The sequence below is a fragment of the Actinotignum sanguinis genome (genome assembly GCF_003957255.1).
In the GTDB taxonomy this organism is placed as follows: Bacteria; Actinomycetota; Actinomycetes; order Actinomycetales; family Actinomycetaceae; genus Actinotignum; species Actinotignum sanguinis.
On the sequence record NZ_QDIE01000038.1, the window covers coordinates 1 to 16,956 of the forward strand.

Below are 16,956 nucleotides of genomic sequence, written 5' to 3' on the forward strand. Positions count from 1 at the left end.
AGCAGATCGCCACCCTTTTCGCCCGGGCCCGTGAGCGTCACCAAGCACAGGCCGAGGCCGAGATGTGGGGGACGGGTATTGAATGGACCGATCTACACAACAGGACTAAATGGAACCCAACCTACTAAACCGTAACCAACACATTTTGTCCTATAGCCCGCCCTTCCCCAACAACAACACATGTTCTACAATGTAGTACATGAGCATTGTGGGATTGCGAGAACTCGGGCAAAACGCTTCTCAGGTACTACGCCAAGTAGCCGAGGGGGAGGTCGTTACAGTTACTGATCGACGCCGGCCGGTTGCTCAAATCGTGCCGTGGCAAGAATCGGCGATACAACGTCTCCGCGATAGCGGTCTGATAAGAGAAGCTACGGTCCCGTGGGAGGCAGTACTTGAACCCTCGCCTGAACCTACTGGAATATCTGCAAGCAAAATTTTGGAACAGATGCGTGAGGAAGAACGCTACTAATGGCTTTCTATTTGGACACCTCCGCGCTGGTAAAAATACTGCATGAAGAACCGGAAAGCCCCGCTTTCAGGAGCTGGATACGAAATAACACCCAGCATTGCTACACTTCAGATCTAACAAGAGTCGAATTGATGCGCGCTGCCGGGCGTTTGGGTGCGGAGAAACGCACAAAAGCTCGAATGATTCTCCAAGCCTTAACCCTCATCCGTATTAGCTCTCAGATTTGTGATGTGGCCGGCGCATTAGAACCTGTAGTTTTACGGAGTCTAGATGCTATCCACCTTGCAACCGCACTACTGTTGAGCGATGACTTAAAAGCAATAGTTACATATGACCGCCAACTTGCTAACTCTGCGCAAGCACTTGGAATTCCCCTTATCGCTCCAGGTTCAGAGACCTGGGAATAGCACCGCGTAGATTCGTGTTAAACCGGGTGCACCCCACCGCGGGGCTGAAGAAGGAGGCGCACCATGGCAACAGAAGAATTTGATCGCACTATCGAACTGAAAGTCACCGGGATGACCTGCGAAAACTGCGTCAAGCACGTGAGCGCGGAACTCGATGCGCTCCCGGATGTTAACAGCGTGCTCGTTACTCTGAACCCGGAAGGCACCTCCTCGGTGCTCGTCTACACCCCGCACGATTTTTCCGACGCTGACCTCACAGCCGCGGTAGCCGAAGCTGGCGACTACACCGTGACCGAGATTATTCGTTAAACACCACCCACTCGCCATATATTTAGGCACCCGCTGCCGTGATAAGCACCCGCTACCGCGGACCACCACCCGCGGCGGCCCACTCAGTGCACCCACATATAAGGAGATTTTTCGTGTCCGAACCCCCACAGGCCGCAGCTGCGCCGTCGTCCCCCACCGCGCAGAACACCGCAAACGCCGCGGCCGAAAACCTCACGGCCACTCCCGTTGCCGAAGTAAACCTCGCGATTTCCGGGATGACCTGCGCGTCCTGCGTGGCGCGAGTGGAAAAGAAGCTCAATAAACTGCCCGGGGTGCGCGCCTCCGTCAACCTGGCCACCGACGAAGCCCACCTGGAACTCAGCGAAGCCGGGGCCCAGCTCGACACCACCGATTTCCTCGCCCAGGTCAGCGCAGCCGGCTACGAAGCCCGGCTCATTTCCCGCACGGAACTCACCCCACCTGCCAAACTCGGCGCCGACGCGAACGCAAGCGCCCGCACGCGCGATACCGATCCGTCCGCCGCCGCGCATCCGACCACCGCACACCCGAACACATCTGCCGAATCCGCCCGCGCAGCCTCCGAAGTACGAGAAGCAGCCGAGGCCCGAACGAGCGCCCGCATCGCTGCACTGCGGCGGCGTTTTTGGATCTCGCTAGCCCTCTCCATCCCCGTGGTGGGGCTCTCCATGATCCCGGCCCTGCAATTCCCGTACTGGCAGTGGGTGATCGGCGCGCTCACCCTCCCGATCGCACTGTGGTGCGGCTGGCCCTTCCACCGTTCGGCCGCCGCCGCGCTGCGCCACGGCTCCACCACCATGGACACCCTTATTTCGCTGGGAACCCTGGCCTCACTAGGGTGGTCCACCTGGGCGCTGCTGTGGGGCGGAGCCGGCGGGGCGGACTACCGCATGTCCATGACCGGAATCCACGCACTCGCCACCGGCGCCGCGCACGGATCCCACGTGTATTTCGAAACCGCGGCCATGATCGTCACCTTCTTGCTGCTGGGACGTTGGCTCGAAACCCGCTCGCGCCGCAGCGCGGGAGATGCGCTGCGCTCCCTCCTCGCTTTAGGTGCCGACGACGCACGCCGGGTACGCACCGCCTCCGGAGCGGACGTTGATGAAATCATCCCTGCCAGCGAACTGGCCGTCGGAGACGAATTCCTCGTGGCCCCCGGTACGAAAATTGCTACCGACGGGGTGGTGGTCTCCGGGACCACCGCGGTAGACGCCAGCCTCCTCACCGGCGAATCCACCCCGATTGACGTGGGACCGGGCGATGAGGTGACAGGAGCAACCCTCACCACCGCGGGCGCGATCCGGGTGCGAGCCACCCGGGTGGGCCGTGATACCACCCTGGCGCAGATGGGCCGCCTCCTCACCCGAGCCCAATCCGGGAAAGCCCCCGTGCAGGCGCTGGCGGACCGCGTCTCAGCGGTTTTTGTGCCCGCGGTTATCCTTATTGCACTCGTGACGTTCGGGGTGCGCCTCGCTCTCGGTAATCCTCTTGACCTGGCGATTATGACGGCGATTACCGTACTGGTGGTGGCCTGCCCCTGCGCCCTGGGCCTGGCGACCCCCACCGCGCTCATGGTCGGTTCCGGGCGAGCCAGCCAGCGCGGCATCCTCATCCACGGCCCGGAAACCCTGGAAAGCGCGCATAGCGTGGACACCATTATTCTGGACAAAACCGGCACCCTCACCACCGGAACTATGGCCGTGGACCGGGTTGTTCTTCCACCGGCAGGTGCGGGTGGCCGTGGCGCCGTCGCCACCCACAAAGAAGCACTGGCCCTGGCCGCGAGCGTGGAAAACTATTCCGAGCATCCCCTCGCCCGCGCGATTGTGGCCCGGGCCCGCGCGGAGGGCTTGGAGCTGAGGCCCGCTACCGATTTTGAGAATCTAGCCGGGCAGGGCGTGCGTGCCACCATCGGCGGGCAGCGCTACTACGCGGCCTCCCCGCGCGCGCTGCGCGAAGCCGGGGTGGATGTGGCCGACTGGGAGAGCACGCTGGAGGAAGCCGCCAGCGGCGGGGCATCCCTGGTAATGCTGGCGCGCTGCGATGCTGCCCGCGGGAGTGAAGCCCTCGCCCTTATCACGGTGCGCGACCAGCTGCGCCCCACCTCCGCCGCGGCCGTTGCCGAGCTCAAGAACCTGGGCCTCACCCCGATTCTGGCCTCCGGGGATAACGCGGCCACCACGCGGGCGGTAGCCCGCGCCGCCGGAATCGACACCGTGCACGCCGAAGTCCTCCCCGCGGACAAAGTCCGGGTGGTGGAAGCGGCACGCGCAGCCGGCGCCCGGGTGGCGATGGTCGGGGATGGGGTGAACGACGCCGCAGCTCTAGCCGCCGCGGATCTCTCCATCGCCATGGGCTCGGGCACGGACGTGGCCAAGGCCGCCTCCGATATCACCATCGTGAACTCCGATCTGCGCAACGTAGGGGCGGCGCTGCGCATCTCCGCCGCCACCTTGCGGGTGATACGCCAGAATCTCGCCTGGGCTTTCGGCTACAACCTCATCGCTATTCCGGCGGCGGTGGCCGGGATTATCTTGCCGGGATTCGCCGCCGCGGCCATGGCCGCCAGCTCGGTTATCGTGGTGCTCAATTCGCTGCGGCTGCGCCGGGCTGAGTAGCCGGCGCAAGCCTCGCCCGGCACTGAGCAGCCGCGCTGAGCAACCGGAGCTAAGCAGCCGCGCTACGTAGCGGGGCCGGGCAGCCGGGCCGGGTCACAGGAGAAAGCCCTACCCATCAATTAGACTGGGCTAGTGCGCCACAACGAGGATACGAGCCCGGTTCAGCCGGCGGAGGTACAGCCCGCCCCGGCTGCGGCGAACGTACCCGCCAACCCCGCCGTGCACCGCGTGCTCCTCGTGGACGAAATCGCACGCTGGGCCCGCCGCCCGGCCAACCTGCTGCGCGGCATCCTTTTCACCCTGGCCATCGCCGGGATGCTGCTCATCTCCCGCTTCGGCTACACCACTACCGTGGCCGTTACGCACGATGTCGCGAACGCGGCCCCGGATACCCTCCGCACCATTTTTTCCATGCCCATTAACGTGCTCGAGGGCCTCGTTTCGCTTTTCCTCCCCCTCCTACTCTTCTTCGATATCATCCGTTACCAGCGCTGGCGCACCCTCGTAACCGCGCTGGTGGCCATGGCCGGCGCGCTCGCCATCTGCTACGGCTCCCTGTGGCTTTTCGAGCGTTTTATGCCCACCTCGCAAATCACCATCGACCTCTCAGACACCATCCAAGAACAGGCCGCCGTGGGCATGCTCCCCTACGTTTCGATTATCGCCACCATCCTGGTAGTGGCGGCTTCCGAACGCCAGGGCCGGCTGGTACGCACCGGCTGGTGGGCATTGGGAATCGTGCTGGTGCTCTCCGTGCTCCAGGGCGCCCAAACCCTCACTGGCGCGCTGACCACCGTATTCGTGGGGATGGCCTGCGGCTATTTCGCGCTCTATGCCTTTGGGGATTCGCCCGACCGCGCCACCGGCGCCGCCGTCGTTACTCTTATTCGCCGCGCCGGCCTGGACGCGCGCAGCATTATCCGCGTGGATGCGGGCGACGACGCCGATATGCACGCGTGGTCCGTTCCCGTGACCGGGCCGCTTGGATATGTGGATACCGCGATTCTCAAGGAGCTCCGCGAGGCGCTCACCGGGCACATCGGGCAGGCCGATGCCGCTTTCACCGCCGCGGCCACCGCGGAACACGAGGGCCCGCTTCCCGCGAACGCTGCGGGCAGCTACCCGCTGGGCGAACCGGACGACGATATTAACGTGCGCGCCCTCATTACCCGGGCCCGCCACGATGTCCACCCGCTTATCGGAGACGTCAATTCCCGCCACTACGTAGTCACTTTGGCCGACGGCGCCCATTACATCGCCGCGCTTATTGACTCGGATCGCGCGGTCCTCGGGCGCCTCGCCAGCGCCTGGCAGCGGGCCACCCTCACCCAGGTCACCCAGCGGACCGGGGATAACGTGGAGGAAACCGCCGAACGCACCCTCCTTATGGAAGCCCTCGCTGTTCACGCCGGGGTGGCCCCGCGGCGCGATGCCCATTACGCGGCGGCTGGCGCGTCCGCCGTCGTCGCTTTTGCTGATATCGAGGCCGTTCCCCTCACGGATCTGGCGCCGGAAGAAATCTCCGATGCGGCGCTGGACGCCATGTGGTCCACGCTCGAACGCGCGCACGCCCGCGGGCTCACCCACCACGATATCCGCGCCGGGGTGGTCGCGGTGCGCGGGGACGACGTGGTCATCACCCACTGGCGCAACGGCAGTTTTTCTTCCAATGAGCTTTCCCGGCATATTGATTTGGCGCAGCTCTACCTCCTCCAGGCGGTGGCGGTGGGCCCGGAACGCGCCGTCGCCTCCGCGCTGCGCTGCATTTCCCGCGACCGGCTTTCCTCGGTGGCCCCGACCGTGCAACGCACCATTATGCCGGCGCAAACCCTGGCCGAGCTCGAAGATAAAAAAGGCGTACAGCGCATGCGCGAAGTGCTGCTGGAGGCGCTCCCGCAGGATATTGGAACGGCCACCCAAACCATTCAGCTGCGCAAATTCTCCGCGAAGACGATTATTACCATCGTCATCGGGGTGCTCGCCATCTTCATTCTGCTCGGCTCCATTAATTTCACCGAGCTCCAAGAAACGATTCGCAGCGCTAACCCGTGGTGGATGCTCGCCGCGTTTATCGCCAGTTTCGCGACCTACGTGGGCGCGGCGCTGTGCCTGAAGGCATATACGGCCGAGCGGCTGCCGCTGTGGGAAACCAGCGAGGTGCAGATCGCCGCCTCGGTGCTGGGCTTGGTTATGCCGGCCGGGATCGGGCCGCTCGCCCTCAATTTGCGCTACCTGCAGCGCAATCAGGTTGCCACCCCGGTGGCGGTGGCAACCGTATCCCTCGTGCAGATCGCGCAGTTTATTACCACGGTGCTGTTGCTTCTGGCCCTCGGGCTGCTCACCGGCGACTTCGGAAATCTTTCTATCCCGAGCACCTCCGTGATGCTCATTGTGGCGGCGGTGGCGGCCCCGGGCGCGGCGGTTTACTTTATTCGCCCGCTGCGCCGCAAAGTCATTGAACTGGTACGCCCCACCATCGAGCAGGTGTGGCCGCGCGTGGTGTGGCTCGCCACCCACCCCTCCCGAATTCTCGCCGGTTTCGGCGGGTCCCTCCTCATGACAGTGAGTTTCGTGGCGGCCTTCGGTTTCTCCCTGGCAGCTTTCGGGGAGACCCTCCCGGTGGTCACGCTGGCAATCACCTACCTGGTCTCTAATTCGGTGGGATCACTGGTGCCTTCCCCGGGTGGTATTGGCCCGGTGGAAGCGGCACTCACCGGTGGGCTCACCATTGCGGGTCTGCCGTATTCGGTGGCTTTCTCCACCGCGATTCTCTACCGGCTGCTCACTTTCTGGGCGCGGGTGCCTATCGGGTGGTTCGCGCTGCGCCACCTCCAGAAGAAGGACATTATCTAATGCGCGGCAGAGCGGCACTCGCGGGGGTGCGCAGCCACTGTGATACGACGGCGCTGCTGCTGGCCGCCGGGGCTTTCGCCGTATATATGTTCTTTTCCTGGTACACCTGGGTGAACTTCTCCTCTCCCTCCTGGGATCAGGGCATTTTCACCCAGCTGGCCGACCAGTATGCGCGCGGGCTCTTCCCGCCCACCGTGGATATTAAAGGGCCGGGCTTCAACCTGTGGGGCGATCATTTCCACCCGATTTTGCTGCTCACCGGGCCACTGTTCCGGCTCTGGCCTTCCGGGATGAGCCTACTCACCCTCCAAGCGGTGCTCTTCGGAATCTCGGTGTATCCCATCGCGCGCTTCGCCCGCGCGCGGGTGGGTGCGGTGCCGGGCACCATCATCGGGGTTGCCTATGCTGCCAGCTGGGGACTCACCTCCGCCTTGGTGGTGCAATTCCACGAAATCGCTTTCGCGGTGCCGCTGCTTGCTTTCGGGCTAACCGCCTGGCTGGAGAGGCACACCGCCCGGGCGGCCGTACTTATGGCGCTGCTGGTTTTTGTGAAAGAAGATCTGGGCCTCACGGTGGCGTGCTTCGGGGTGCTGGTCGCGCTGCTCAGCTGGCGCGGGGCGCGCGGGGGTGACCGCATCGCCCCCGGCAGCGCCGGGAAACGCCACAGCGCTGGCGCGCACGACTGGCGCGAGCTGGCTGGCATCGGCGCTTTCCTGGCGGCCTGGGGCACCGCGTGGTTCCTGGCCGCCACCCAGGTTATCCTCCCGGCTTTCAATAATTCCGGGCAGTGGGATTATGCCGGGCGGGTCCGCGAAAGTCTTGACCTGGCAGGCATGCTCCTCGAGCCCAATCGCTGGGGCACGCTCTGCTATATCGTGGCTGCCCTGGGAATCGTGGGGCTGCGCAGCCCGTGGGCGGCCCTGCTGCTCCCCACCCTCGCCTGGCGTTTCGTGGGAGATAACCCCTACTACTGGACTATTTTGTGGCATTATTCGGCGGTGCTCGCGCCGATGATTGCCGTCGCGCTGACCGATGGGCTCGCGCGGGCGGGTGCGCGCGGCGGCGTCGTACCACCGCCGCAGGCGCAGGAATCCACAGCTACCGCACAGCGCGAGGCCCTCGGCGTACTCGCCCTCCGCCCCCGCCTGGCCGCGGCTGCCCTCGCCCTCGCATTGGTCTCCAGCGTGCTCGGCACCGCCTCCAATGGCTTCGGCTCCTGGGTGACGGGGCGCTCTAATACCCAGCAGTACGTGTATTTTTCCGATTACGGTGCCACCCAAACCGCCGAGCAGCGCGCGGGTGCCCGCGCCGCGGTGGCAGCCACCGGCACCGGGCGGCACATCCTCGCCGACGTGGTCATGATGGCCTACGTGGTCCCAGGTAATACCGTGTATTGGGAACATAGTTACGCGGGCGCGTATATTGACACGGTGGTGTTCTCCAACCGGCTCAACCACGGGGATGGCGCCCAGGTGGTGGCCTGGATTACCGCGAAAGTAGGCGGGCAGTGGCATATTGTCACGGAGGAGGCCGGCTATGTTGTGGTGGCGCGCGACGGTACGGACGGAAGGTGAGGAACGGATGATGATGGCTCGCCGCATGCGGGTGATGCGCCGGGTGCCGGCGCTTCGCACCGCGACCTGGTACCGCCCGCTGCGCACCGACCCGGTTCCCTACCTGGTGGCGCTCGCCAGTTTTATTCTTTTTACCGCTTTTTCGCTGCACCAGTGGGCCTCGTTCCAGACGTCCTCCTGGGACCTGGGTATTTTCACGCAGCTCGCCCAGCGTTACGCGCACCTCGAAACCCCCATCGTGGATATTAAAGGTCCCGGCTTCAACCTGTGGGGCGATCATTTCCACCCCATCCTGGTAGTGCTCGGCCCGATTTTTGCGCTGTGGCCCAGCGGCGCCACCCTGCTCATTGTGCAAAATGCGCTTTTCGCGGTGTCCGCGATTCCGCTCACCCGCCTGGCGCGGGCGCGCTGCGGAGCCGGGGCAGGAGTAGCGTTTGGCCTGATCTACGCGGTATCCTGGGGGCTTTCGGCCGCGGTGGCCGCGCAATTCCACGAAATTGCTTTCGCGGTGCCTCTCCTCGCCTACGGGCTGACGGCCTGGGTGGAGGGCCGCTACCGCCGCGCGGTGGTTCCGCTCGGCATGCTTGTTTTCGTCAAAGAAGACCTCGGCCTCACCCTGGTGGCCTTCGGTGTGGCCGCGCTGCTGGCGGAGTTTTTCGCGCACGGGCACGCGGGCCGCTGCGCGGCGGGGCGGAACGACGACGGCGCCGCCACGGCGGCGCAGACTCGGACAGCGCGAGCACGAACGGTTTGGGCAAGCCCTGCGGGGCGCTGGGCTGCGGGTCTGGCGGTATGGGGTGCGCTTTGGTTCGTGCTTTCTATATGGGTGCTCCTGCCGGCTTTCAATCCGGACGGCGCCTGGGATTACACGGATCGCCTCGCGGGTGATGCCGGGCTTTTCACCGGCGGGCACACGAAATTGGTGACCCTGGCGGTGCTTTTGGGCACTGCCGGGGTGGTGGGCCTGGCCAGCCCGTGGATTCTCCTCATGCTCCCCACCTTGGCCTGGCGTTTCACGGGAAATGTGGAACACTACTGGGGGCTGGGCTGGCATTATTCAGCCGTGCTCATGCCGATTGCCACCATCGCGCTACTGGACGGGCTGGGGCGGCTAGGGCGCTCCGCGAAGCTGAGGGAACTCGCGGAGCACGCTAAGAACACGGAGCACAGCAAGAATGGACAGCGCAGCGGATGGAGCACGCGCGGCGGCCGCCTCAAGCGCGGTTTGATCGCGTTCGCCCTGGTCGCCAGCGTGATCGCCACCCTGGTGGGCACGCGCGCGAACGCGGTGGGCTGGTGGTTCCAGGGGCGTTATGGCGGAGCGGCCGCGGAGGAGCGCGCCGGCGCGCGAGAAGCCCTGGCCGCGGTTCCGGATGGTTCCCACGTGGTCACCGATATTTATATGCTGGCCTACCTGGTGCCGAATAACACCGTGTACTGGGAGGGAACCCGCGGGAATGCCGGCGCAAACGCGGTGGTTTTCGCGCCCCAATCCGGCCACGGGGATGCTCAACAGGTGCTCGATTGGACCAGCGCAAACTTCGGAGGAACCTGGCATATTGCCAGCGATAAAGGCGGTTACGTGACCGTGCTCCCCGGCGAAGCACCCGCGCGTGAGAAAGGAAAATAACACGGCTACACCCAGGTCTATTTCTACGCCTAGCGCTCGCCCACTCTATCGGGACGCATCTGGCCTTCTCCTTGTTTTCCTCGGGGGTGGGGCCGGCACGGTTGCCCGCGCGCTCGTCCCGAGCGTGGCAGCGCCGATTATCGTCAATCTTGCGGGGGCTCTCCTCCTCGGGTTCATCACCGGTTTCTTCACCACTGGTTTCTTCACCACTGGCGCGCACCGGTACGGCGCCCGGCTGCGTCTCCTGCTCGGCACCGGTTTCTGCGGTGGCTTCACCACCTATTCGAGTTTCGTGGCGCTTAGCGCCAACTTGGCCACCGGCGAGGTTCTCAGCGGGGCGCCCGAAGAACTAGCGCGCCTGGCAGGGCTGACTGCGGGAGGCACACTTTTCGGCGGTTTCCTGCTAGCTTTTGCCGGGATGACCTGCGGGCGCGCTCTGGGCCGGCGCTTCCCCGTGCTGCCCCGGGACGCCGTGCAGCGGCACGCGATGCCCCGGCGCGCAGTCGGCAATGGCGGCGGTAACACCAGTGGCAATGCGGGCGGTGATGCGGCGTGACGCTACTACTTCTTGGTGTGGCCGGTGGGCTGGGTGCCCTATGCCGCGGGATTCTCGATTCTTCCCTCACCGCGTGGCTCAAGCCAACGTGGCCGGCCGGGATTTTCACGGTCAATGTAATCGGCTGTTTCCTCTTCGGGCTGGTGACCGGCGGCGGGGCGCTCGCTACCTGGCTCGGGCCGTACAGTCTTTACGTCACCACCGGTTTCTTGGGTGGTTTCACTACTTTTTCGACGGCGATGACCGATGCCCTCACCCTCTTCGAAAAGCACCGCTATTGGGCCTGCATCAGCCTCCTGCTCGGGAATTTCCTCCTCGGCATCGCGGCGTTCTTCGCCGGCCTAGCGCTGGGATAAAGCTAAGTAGCACGCAAGGAGTCAGCGGAGTTTATCCCCGGTGCTCATGACGCCTTCGGGGTCATGCTGCTGCGAACTTCTGGTTAGCGCCCTGGCGTGTCATACCCAAAACGTCACCAATGGCTTGCCACGTTTTACCGGCTGCGCGAGCCCGAGCAACCGCAGCATCTAGACGATTATCAGCGGCGTGTAGCTCTATCTGCGCCACAGCAATTTGTGCGAGATAAGGGTCATCGACAGTTGCAATGGGGTCTGGCCCCTCGCCACCGTTCGCGTTTTCCACTTCATCAAGCATCTCTTCAACCGAGCGTTTCACGAGAAATCACCTTTCAACCGCAGAAACTTTTTACGGGCTTTCATAGCGTGGAAAATGCGATCATCGTCGCTAATACACACTTCGAGCAGTTGCCCGGATCTACTTGGCCCAATGACCAGCACATAACCATCCATGTAATGCGCTTTTATCGCATTACGCACGGCATGCAGGATATCCTCGCCCGCAACGCCGTGCCGGTACGCACTACCCATTATCTCCACGTTGTCAACAGTACTTACCAAAATTCCACGCGTCAACGATATTCACCAGGCTTCTAGGAAGGCGAGCCCACATCGTCACGGCAGCCCGCGAGGTCTAGCCCCCGCCCACCCAATCTGATATATTATTCAACGATCACCAATCGGCGATCACTCATCACCAATCGCCGATGCACAGGGAGGCGAATATGACCATCGGAGCAACATTTACCCGCCGCGGCGAAGGCTACAGCCGCGACGCTCGTTACATCACCACACGCGTGAGCCGCGATAGTGCCGAATTTCCGGTAGAACCCGGGCGTTACCGCCTCATCGCAGCGCGCGCCTGCCCGTGGGCGAATCGCACAATGATCGTGCGCCGCCTGCTCGGGCTCGAAAATGTTATATCACTGGGAATCCCCGGTCCCACCCACGATGAGCGGTCCTGGATTTTTGACCGTGATGAAGGCGGTGTGGATCCGGTGCTCGGTATTCATTTCCTGCGGGATGCCTACCTGGCCCGCGACCCGAATTTCTCATTGGGAATTACGGTTCCAGCCCTGGTGGATCTTGCTAGCGGCGCCGTCGCCACAAATGACTTTGCGCAAATGACGCTCGATTTTTCTACCGAGTGGCGCGATTTCCACCGCGAGGGCGCCCCGGACCTCTACCCCGCGGAACTGCGCGAACCCATGGACGCCCTCATGCGCTATATCTACACCGAGATTAATAATGGCGTGTACCGCTGCGGTTTTGCCGGCAGCCAGGATTCCTATAATCGCGCCTACTTGCGCCTTTTCACCGCGCTGCGCAATATTTCCGAACTGCTTGAACACCGCCGCTACCTCATGGGCGACCACATCACCGAAGCGGACGTGCGCCTCTTTACTACCCTGGTGCGTTTCGACGCCGTCTACCACGGGCATTTTAAATGCAATGAAAAGAAGCTGACCGAGATGCCGGTGCTCTGGGCCTACGCGCGCGATCTTTTCCAGACCCCCGGTTTCGGGGACACCGTGGATTTCGAGCACATCACCTCGCACTATTACGAAGTTCACCTGGACGTGAACCCCAATCAAATCGTGCCGCTGGGCCCGGATACTTCCGGATGGCTCAGCCCGCACGGCCGGGAGGCGCTAGGCGGCTCACCTTTCGGCGGGCCGGCCACCCGCGGGGAACGCTCTACCGCGCCCGGCCCGGTGGCCCCCGGCGAGGAAGTTCCCCTAGCCGCGCGCGCCGGTCACTGGGGGAAGTTCCACCCGCGGAACAAGTCCCGCGATTGGAGCGCAATTCGTGGGATACTCAATGTATGAACGAACGCGCAGGAACCCCGGCCCGCCCCGAAGATCTCATCAATGTTGATGAGCTGGTGGCGGCATATTACGATATCGAACCCGATCCGAATAACCCCCTCCAGCAGGTGGTTTTCGGTACTTCCGGCCATCGCGGCTCAGCTTTCGATGGTGCCTTTAACGAAGCCCATATCGCGGCAACCACGCAGGCGATCGTGGACTACCGGAATGCCCAGGGATACAACGGCCCCATTTTCGTGGGCCGTGATACCCACGGGCTGTCCCTCCCGGCGGAAAAAACCGCTATCGAGGTGCTGGTAGCCAACGGTGCCGATGTGCGGGTGGATGCTCGCGGTTCGTGGACTCCCACCCCGGCGGTCTCGCTGGCGATCTTGGAGGCGAACGGCGCCCCGCACGCGCTGCGCTTGGATGGCCCGGGTTTGGCCGACGGCATCGTTATTACGCCGTCCCACAACCCGCCGCGCGATGGCGGTTTCAAGTACAACCCGCCCAACGGCGGCCCTGCGGATACCGATGCCACCAAGTGGATCGCGGCGCGAGCCAATGAGCTCATCGCCGCGGGGTGGAAGAACATCGCCCGCGTGCCCTACGCGGACGCGGTCACGAAGGTCGGCACCTACGATTTCCGCGACGCCTACGTGACGGCCCTCGATACCATCATCGATTTCGAGGCGATTCGCACGGCGGGCGTGCGCATCGGCGCGGACCCGATGGGCGGGGCAAGCGCCGAATACTGGCAGGAAATCGCGGATCGCTACGGCATTAACCTGACCGTGGTCAATCCTCACGTTGATCCGGCCTGGCCCTTTATGACCTTGGACTGGGACGGCAAGATCCGCATGGACTGCTCCTCACCCTACGCGATGGCGGGTCTGCTCCACCGCATGGAGCCGGATGCGAACGGCCGCGCCCCTTACGATCTGGCCACCGGGAACGATGCCGATTCCGACCGGCACGGTATCGTCACCCCGGATGCCGGCCTCATGAACCCCAACCACTATCTCGCGGTGGCCATTGAATATCTCTTCACCCACCGCCCGCAGTGGTCCGAGCAGGTGAACGTCGGGAAAACCCTGGTGTCCTCCTCGCTTATCGACCGGGTGGTGGCCGGCATCGGCCGCACCCTCGTGGAGGTCCCGGTGGGCTTCAAGTGGTTCGTGCCCGGCCTGGTGAGCGGGGAAATCGGCTTCGGCGGGGAAGAATCCGCCGGTGCTTCTTTCCTCCGCAAGGATGGTTCGGTGTGGACCACGGATAAGGACGGGCTTGTGCTCGACCTACTCGCGGCGGAAATCACCGCGGTGACCGGCAAGTCGCCCTCCCAGCTCCACAATGAGCAGGTGGAACGCTACGGTTCCTCGGCTTATGCCCGTATCGACGCCCCCGCCACGAAGGAAGAAAAGGCCAAGCTCGGCAAGCTTTCCCCGGCGGACGTCACGGCCACGGAGCTGGCCGGCGAACCGATTACCGCGAAGCTGGTGGAGGCCCCCGGGAACCACGCGGCGATTGGCGGCCTCAAGGTCACCACGGAAAACGCCTGGTTCGCGGCCCGGCCTTCCGGCACGGAGGATGTCTACAAGATTTACGCGGAATCCTTCCGCGGCCCCGAGCACCTAGCCCAGGTTCAGGAGGAGGCACGCGCCGTGGTTGCGGCCGCGCTGGGTAACTAAATAAGTACGACGACGACGCGGGGCGGGTGGCTGAGCCACCCGCCCCGGTTGATTCCCCGCTAGCGGACTTCGCTGAGCAGGTCGATATCATCATCCTGACAGCCCGTGAGATTGACGGGAATGTCAATATCCTCCCCGCCATCCTCGATATCAACCTCAAGATGGGTCGCGGGTTTGACCGGCGCACATCCCGGCACACTCCCGGCATCGGCCAGGGCCACCGTCCAGCTCACGCTGGATCCCGGGGCGATACTGCCGGCCTGGGAGCTCAGCTTCAGATTCTCGGAGACGCCATCGCCGGCGGCATCTTTCAGCTCAATCTCCACATCGGGATGCAGGGTGCAGGCCGTCTGTGAGCTATTCGTAAGGGTGAGAACATGCGTGCCGGCAGCGCTGCCGGCCTCGAACGTGGCAGCCAGATGAGCTGCCCCGCAGGCTCCCGCCGCGGCAGCGGCGGCGTCGTCGTTCTTTCCACTCTCAGCAGCGGAGCTCGGTGCCGCGGCGGTGGGCTGGGGCGCGGTGCTGGTCGGCGAGGTAGTGGCATCCGCGGTCGTGGCGTTGTTATTGGAACAGGCACTCAGGGTGAAGGCGGTGGCGGTGGCGGCAAGCAGGGCCGCGAAACGTGTTCTTTTCATACCGCCACCCTAACAACTATGCGCATAAACGGCAGTTTTTCAGGGGAAGATGGCAATATTCTCATGCGGCTGTCACTTTTCACGAACTCGCCGGGAAGCGAACGGAACACCTATCCATCGCTCCCGCGCGGGACTCTAGAATAGACACGTTAGAAACCTCAATCAGGTGTTCGTAGAAGTCTCAGAAGAAGGAGCCGCATGTCTATTCCCACCCCGCCCGTTGGCGTTGCAGATATCGGAGTAACCGGAATGGCGGTGATGGGCTCGAACCTGGCCCGCAACCTCGCCAGCCGCGGCTACAAAGTTGCTATCCACAATCGCACCGCCGCGAAAACCGAGCGGGTGATGGCGGAACACGGCAGCGAAGGGGAGTTCTACCCGAGCGAATCCATGGCTGATTTCGTGGCCTCGCTGGCCCGCCCCCGGGTCGCCATTATTATGGTCAAGGCCGGTCAGCCCACCGATGCGGTTATTGACGAGCTTGCCGATCTCATGGAGCCGGGCGATATTATCGTGGACTGCGGAAATTCGCTTTTCACCGATACCATGCGCCGCGAAGCGGAAATTTCCGCACGCGGGCTGCATTTTGTGGGCACCGGGGTGTCCGGCGGTGAAGAGGGCGCGCTCAAGGGCCCCTCGATTATGCCCGGCGGCACCCGCGAATCCTACGATCGCCTCGGCCCCATGTTTGAGGCGATTGCCGCGCGCAAGAACGGCGAACCGTGCTGCACCTACGTGGGCCCCAACGGTGCCGGCCACTTCGTAAAAATGGTGCATAACGGCATCGAATACGCGGATATGCAGCTCATCGCGGAAGCTTATGACCTCATGCGCACCGCCCTGGGCATGAGCGCCGCGGAAATTGGCGACGTTTTCGAGCGCTGGAATTCCACCGAGCTGGATTCCTATCTCATTGAGATCACCGCCGAGGTGCTGCGCCAGCGCGATGCCACCACCGGGGGCGCGCTCGTGGACGTAATCCAGGATGCCGCCGCCCAGAAGGGCACCGGGGCGTGGACGGTGCAAAACGCCGCCGCTTTCGGGGTGCCCGCCACCGGGATCGCCGAAGCGACCTTCGCGCGCAGCCTCTCCGGGGATAGCGCGGAACGTGCCGCCGGCCGCAACCTGCCCGGGCACACCACCGAGGTAGCGGTGGAGGACCGCGAGCGCTTTATCGAAGATATCCGCCTGGCTCTCTACGCGTCGAAGATGGTGGCCTACTCCCAAGGTTTCGAGCTTATCCGCAAGGGCTCCCTAGAGAATTCCTGGGGTATTGACCTGGGCGCCATGGCGCGGATTTGGAGGGCAGGGTGCATTATTCGCGCGGCTTTCCTCGACCGTATTACCGAGGCCTATACTCGCCAGCCCGATTTGCCGCTGCTCCTGGCCGATCCCTATTTCAGCTCCGAGATTTCCGGGGCGGTGGAAGCCTGGCGCCGAATCGTGGTGTTCGCCGCGCAGCGCGGAGTACCGATCCCGGCGTTCGCTTCCTCGCTCGCCTATTACGACGGCGTGCGTGCCGAGCACCTCCCGGCCAATCTTATTCAAGCTCAGCGTGACTACTTCGGGGCGCATACCTATCACCGCCTCGATACCGAGGGTGTTTTCCACACCGTGTGGCAGGATCCCGCCCGTCCGGAAGAACACTGGGACTAAGCACCTTTGTTGAGATATCCACATGATGTGAGATATCCCGGAGCGCCATTCGTGCCGCGGTAACTTTCGGTAGCGTAACGTTAAGGAGTACCGCGGCGCGGGGAGCGCTTTGACGTGCATAAATATCCCCGTACGCCGGTGGCTACACACCACAGCGACTGCACCTCGGTGGCAAGATCCGTTCCACATCTTGCTGCCGAGGTGCTTCTACTTTGGCGCGGGGTTAATAGACAAAAAGTGGGTCTAATGACGGCGTGTCGTTAGCCCCCGATCTGGCCTTTACGGATGTTTAGACCGTCTTCCCAGGGGTGTTCGGTATCGATATGGGTATCAATCTCGACGGGCTTATCACTAGGCGTACTAACCGGTTCCTTCCTTGGTTGGATCGTGTTTG

General features: G+C 63.5%; 15 protein-coding genes. 12 read left to right on the forward strand and 3 right to left on the reverse strand.

Annotated features, from left to right (window positions below):
- The first annotated feature begins 199 nt into the window (after positions 1-199).
- The 9 genes from DDD64_RS07965 (at position 200) to DDD64_RS08005 (ending at position 10,778) form a co-directional block, all read left to right on the forward strand.
- Positions 200-472, forward strand: coding sequence for a type II toxin-antitoxin system Phd/YefM family antitoxin (locus tag DDD64_RS07965; protein ID WP_206435412.1), 273 nt, complete (start codon positions 200-202; stop codon positions 470-472).
- Positions 472-879, forward strand: coding sequence for a type II toxin-antitoxin system VapC family toxin (locus DDD64_RS07970; protein WP_126135840.1), 408 nt, complete (start codon positions 472-474; stop codon positions 877-879). The genes DDD64_RS07965 and DDD64_RS07970 overlap by 1 nt, the downstream gene beginning before the upstream one ends.
- Before the next feature lie 63 nt (positions 880-942).
- On the forward strand, positions 943-1,188 hold the full coding sequence (locus DDD64_RS07975; protein ID WP_126135841.1) for a heavy-metal-associated domain-containing protein: 246 nt from the start codon (positions 943-945) through the stop codon (positions 1,186-1,188).
- Between the two features lie 113 nt (positions 1,189-1,301).
- Positions 1,302-3,809 (forward strand): heavy metal translocating P-type ATPase, encoded by a 2,508-nt coding sequence (locus DDD64_RS07980; protein ID WP_126135842.1) that lies wholly within the window; start codon positions 1,302-1,304, stop codon positions 3,807-3,809.
- Between the two features lie 132 nt (positions 3,810-3,941).
- Positions 3,942-6,662, forward strand: coding sequence for a lysylphosphatidylglycerol synthase transmembrane domain-containing protein (locus DDD64_RS07985; protein WP_126135843.1), 2,721 nt, complete (start codon positions 3,942-3,944; stop codon positions 6,660-6,662).
- Positions 6,662-8,236 carry a DUF2079 domain-containing protein gene (locus tag DDD64_RS07990; RefSeq protein WP_241227658.1) on the forward strand — a complete coding sequence of 525 codons (1,575 nt, stop codon included), beginning with the start codon at positions 6,662-6,664 and terminating at the stop codon, positions 8,234-8,236. Before DDD64_RS07985 ends, DDD64_RS07990 begins: the two co-directional genes overlap by 1 nt.
- Complete coding sequence (locus tag DDD64_RS07995) at positions 8,199-9,866, forward strand: DUF2079 domain-containing protein (RefSeq protein ID WP_126135844.1); 1,668 nt, start codon at positions 8,199-8,201, stop codon at positions 9,864-9,866. Before DDD64_RS07990 ends, DDD64_RS07995 begins: the two co-directional genes overlap by 38 nt.
- A complete protein-coding gene (locus DDD64_RS08000) occupies positions 9,850-10,422 on the forward strand; it encodes a fluoride efflux transporter FluC (protein WP_126135845.1) in 573 nt (190 codons plus the stop codon). Before DDD64_RS07995 ends, DDD64_RS08000 begins: the two co-directional genes overlap by 17 nt.
- Positions 10,419-10,778: a fluoride efflux transporter FluC gene (locus tag DDD64_RS08005; RefSeq protein ID WP_126135846.1), complete on the forward strand. Its 360-nt coding sequence runs from the start codon at positions 10,419-10,421 to the stop codon at positions 10,776-10,778. Before DDD64_RS08000 ends, DDD64_RS08005 begins: the two co-directional genes overlap by 4 nt.
- A 61-nt stretch (positions 10,779-10,839) precedes the next feature.
- Here DDD64_RS08005 and DDD64_RS08010 read toward each other — a convergent pair whose 3' ends face one another.
- Together DDD64_RS08010 and DDD64_RS08015 are read right to left on the reverse strand one after the other, a co-directional pair.
- Positions 10,840-11,094 (reverse strand): hypothetical protein, encoded by a 255-nt coding sequence (locus tag DDD64_RS08010; RefSeq protein WP_241227659.1) that lies wholly within the window; start codon positions 11,092-11,094, stop codon positions 10,840-10,842.
- On the reverse strand, positions 11,091-11,306 hold the full coding sequence (locus DDD64_RS08015) for a hypothetical protein (RefSeq protein ID WP_126135853.1): 216 nt from the start codon (positions 11,304-11,306) through the stop codon (positions 11,091-11,093). The genes DDD64_RS08010 and DDD64_RS08015 overlap by 4 nt, the downstream gene beginning before the upstream one ends.
- Positions 11,307-11,500: 194 nt before the next feature.
- On the opposite strand from DDD64_RS08015, the gene DDD64_RS08020 reads away from it, so the two are divergent.
- A complete protein-coding gene (locus DDD64_RS08020; RefSeq protein WP_126135847.1) occupies positions 11,501-12,604 on the forward strand; it encodes a glutathione S-transferase family protein in 1,104 nt (367 codons plus the stop codon).
- Complete coding sequence (gene pgm, locus DDD64_RS08025) at positions 12,601-14,271, forward strand: phosphoglucomutase (alpha-D-glucose-1,6-bisphosphate-dependent) (RefSeq protein ID WP_126135848.1); 1,671 nt, start codon at positions 12,601-12,603, stop codon at positions 14,269-14,271. Before DDD64_RS08020 ends, pgm begins: the two co-directional genes overlap by 4 nt.
- A gap of 59 nt (positions 14,272-14,330) precedes the next feature.
- Here pgm and DDD64_RS08030 read toward each other — a convergent pair whose 3' ends face one another.
- A complete protein-coding gene (locus DDD64_RS08030; protein WP_126135849.1) occupies positions 14,331-14,906 on the reverse strand; it encodes a DUF4232 domain-containing protein in 576 nt (191 codons plus the stop codon).
- Positions 14,907-15,104: 198 nt separating this feature from the next.
- On the opposite strand from DDD64_RS08030, the gene gndA reads away from it, so the two are divergent.
- The gene (gene gndA, locus DDD64_RS08035) at positions 15,105-16,562 is read left to right on the forward strand and encodes an NADP-dependent phosphogluconate dehydrogenase (RefSeq protein ID WP_126135850.1); all 1,458 of its coding nucleotides are present in this window, start codon (positions 15,105-15,107) and stop codon (positions 16,560-16,562) included.
- Positions 16,563-16,956: the final 394 nt, after the last annotated feature.

Coding starts and splice junctions, on each gene's coding strand:
- DDD64_RS07965 (WP_206435412.1), top strand. CDS start 200: ATGAGCATTGTGGGATTGCGAGAACTCGGGCAAAACGCTTCTCAGGTA.
- DDD64_RS07970 (WP_126135840.1), top strand. CDS start 472: ATGGCTTTCTATTTGGACACCTCCGCGCTGGTAAAAATACTGCATGAA.
- DDD64_RS07975 (WP_126135841.1), top strand. CDS start 943: ATGGCAACAGAAGAATTTGATCGCACTATCGAACTGAAAGTCACCGGG.
- DDD64_RS07990 (WP_241227658.1), top strand. CDS start 6,662: ATGCGCGGCAGAGCGGCACTCGCGGGGGTGCGCAGCCACTGTGATACG.
- DDD64_RS07995 (WP_126135844.1), top strand. CDS start 8,199: ATGTTGTGGTGGCGCGCGACGGTACGGACGGAAGGTGAGGAACGGATG.
- DDD64_RS08015 (WP_126135853.1), bottom strand. CDS start 11,306: ATGGGTAGTGCGTACCGGCACGGCGTTGCGGGCGAGGATATCCTGCAT.
- DDD64_RS08020 (WP_126135847.1), top strand. CDS start 11,501: ATGACCATCGGAGCAACATTTACCCGCCGCGGCGAAGGCTACAGCCGC.
- pgm (WP_126135848.1), top strand. CDS start 12,601: ATGAACGAACGCGCAGGAACCCCGGCCCGCCCCGAAGATCTCATCAAT.
- DDD64_RS08030 (WP_126135849.1), bottom strand. CDS start 14,906: ATGAAAAGAACACGTTTCGCGGCCCTGCTTGCCGCCACCGCCACCGCC.
- gndA (WP_126135850.1), top strand. CDS start 15,105: ATGTCTATTCCCACCCCGCCCGTTGGCGTTGCAGATATCGGAGTAACC.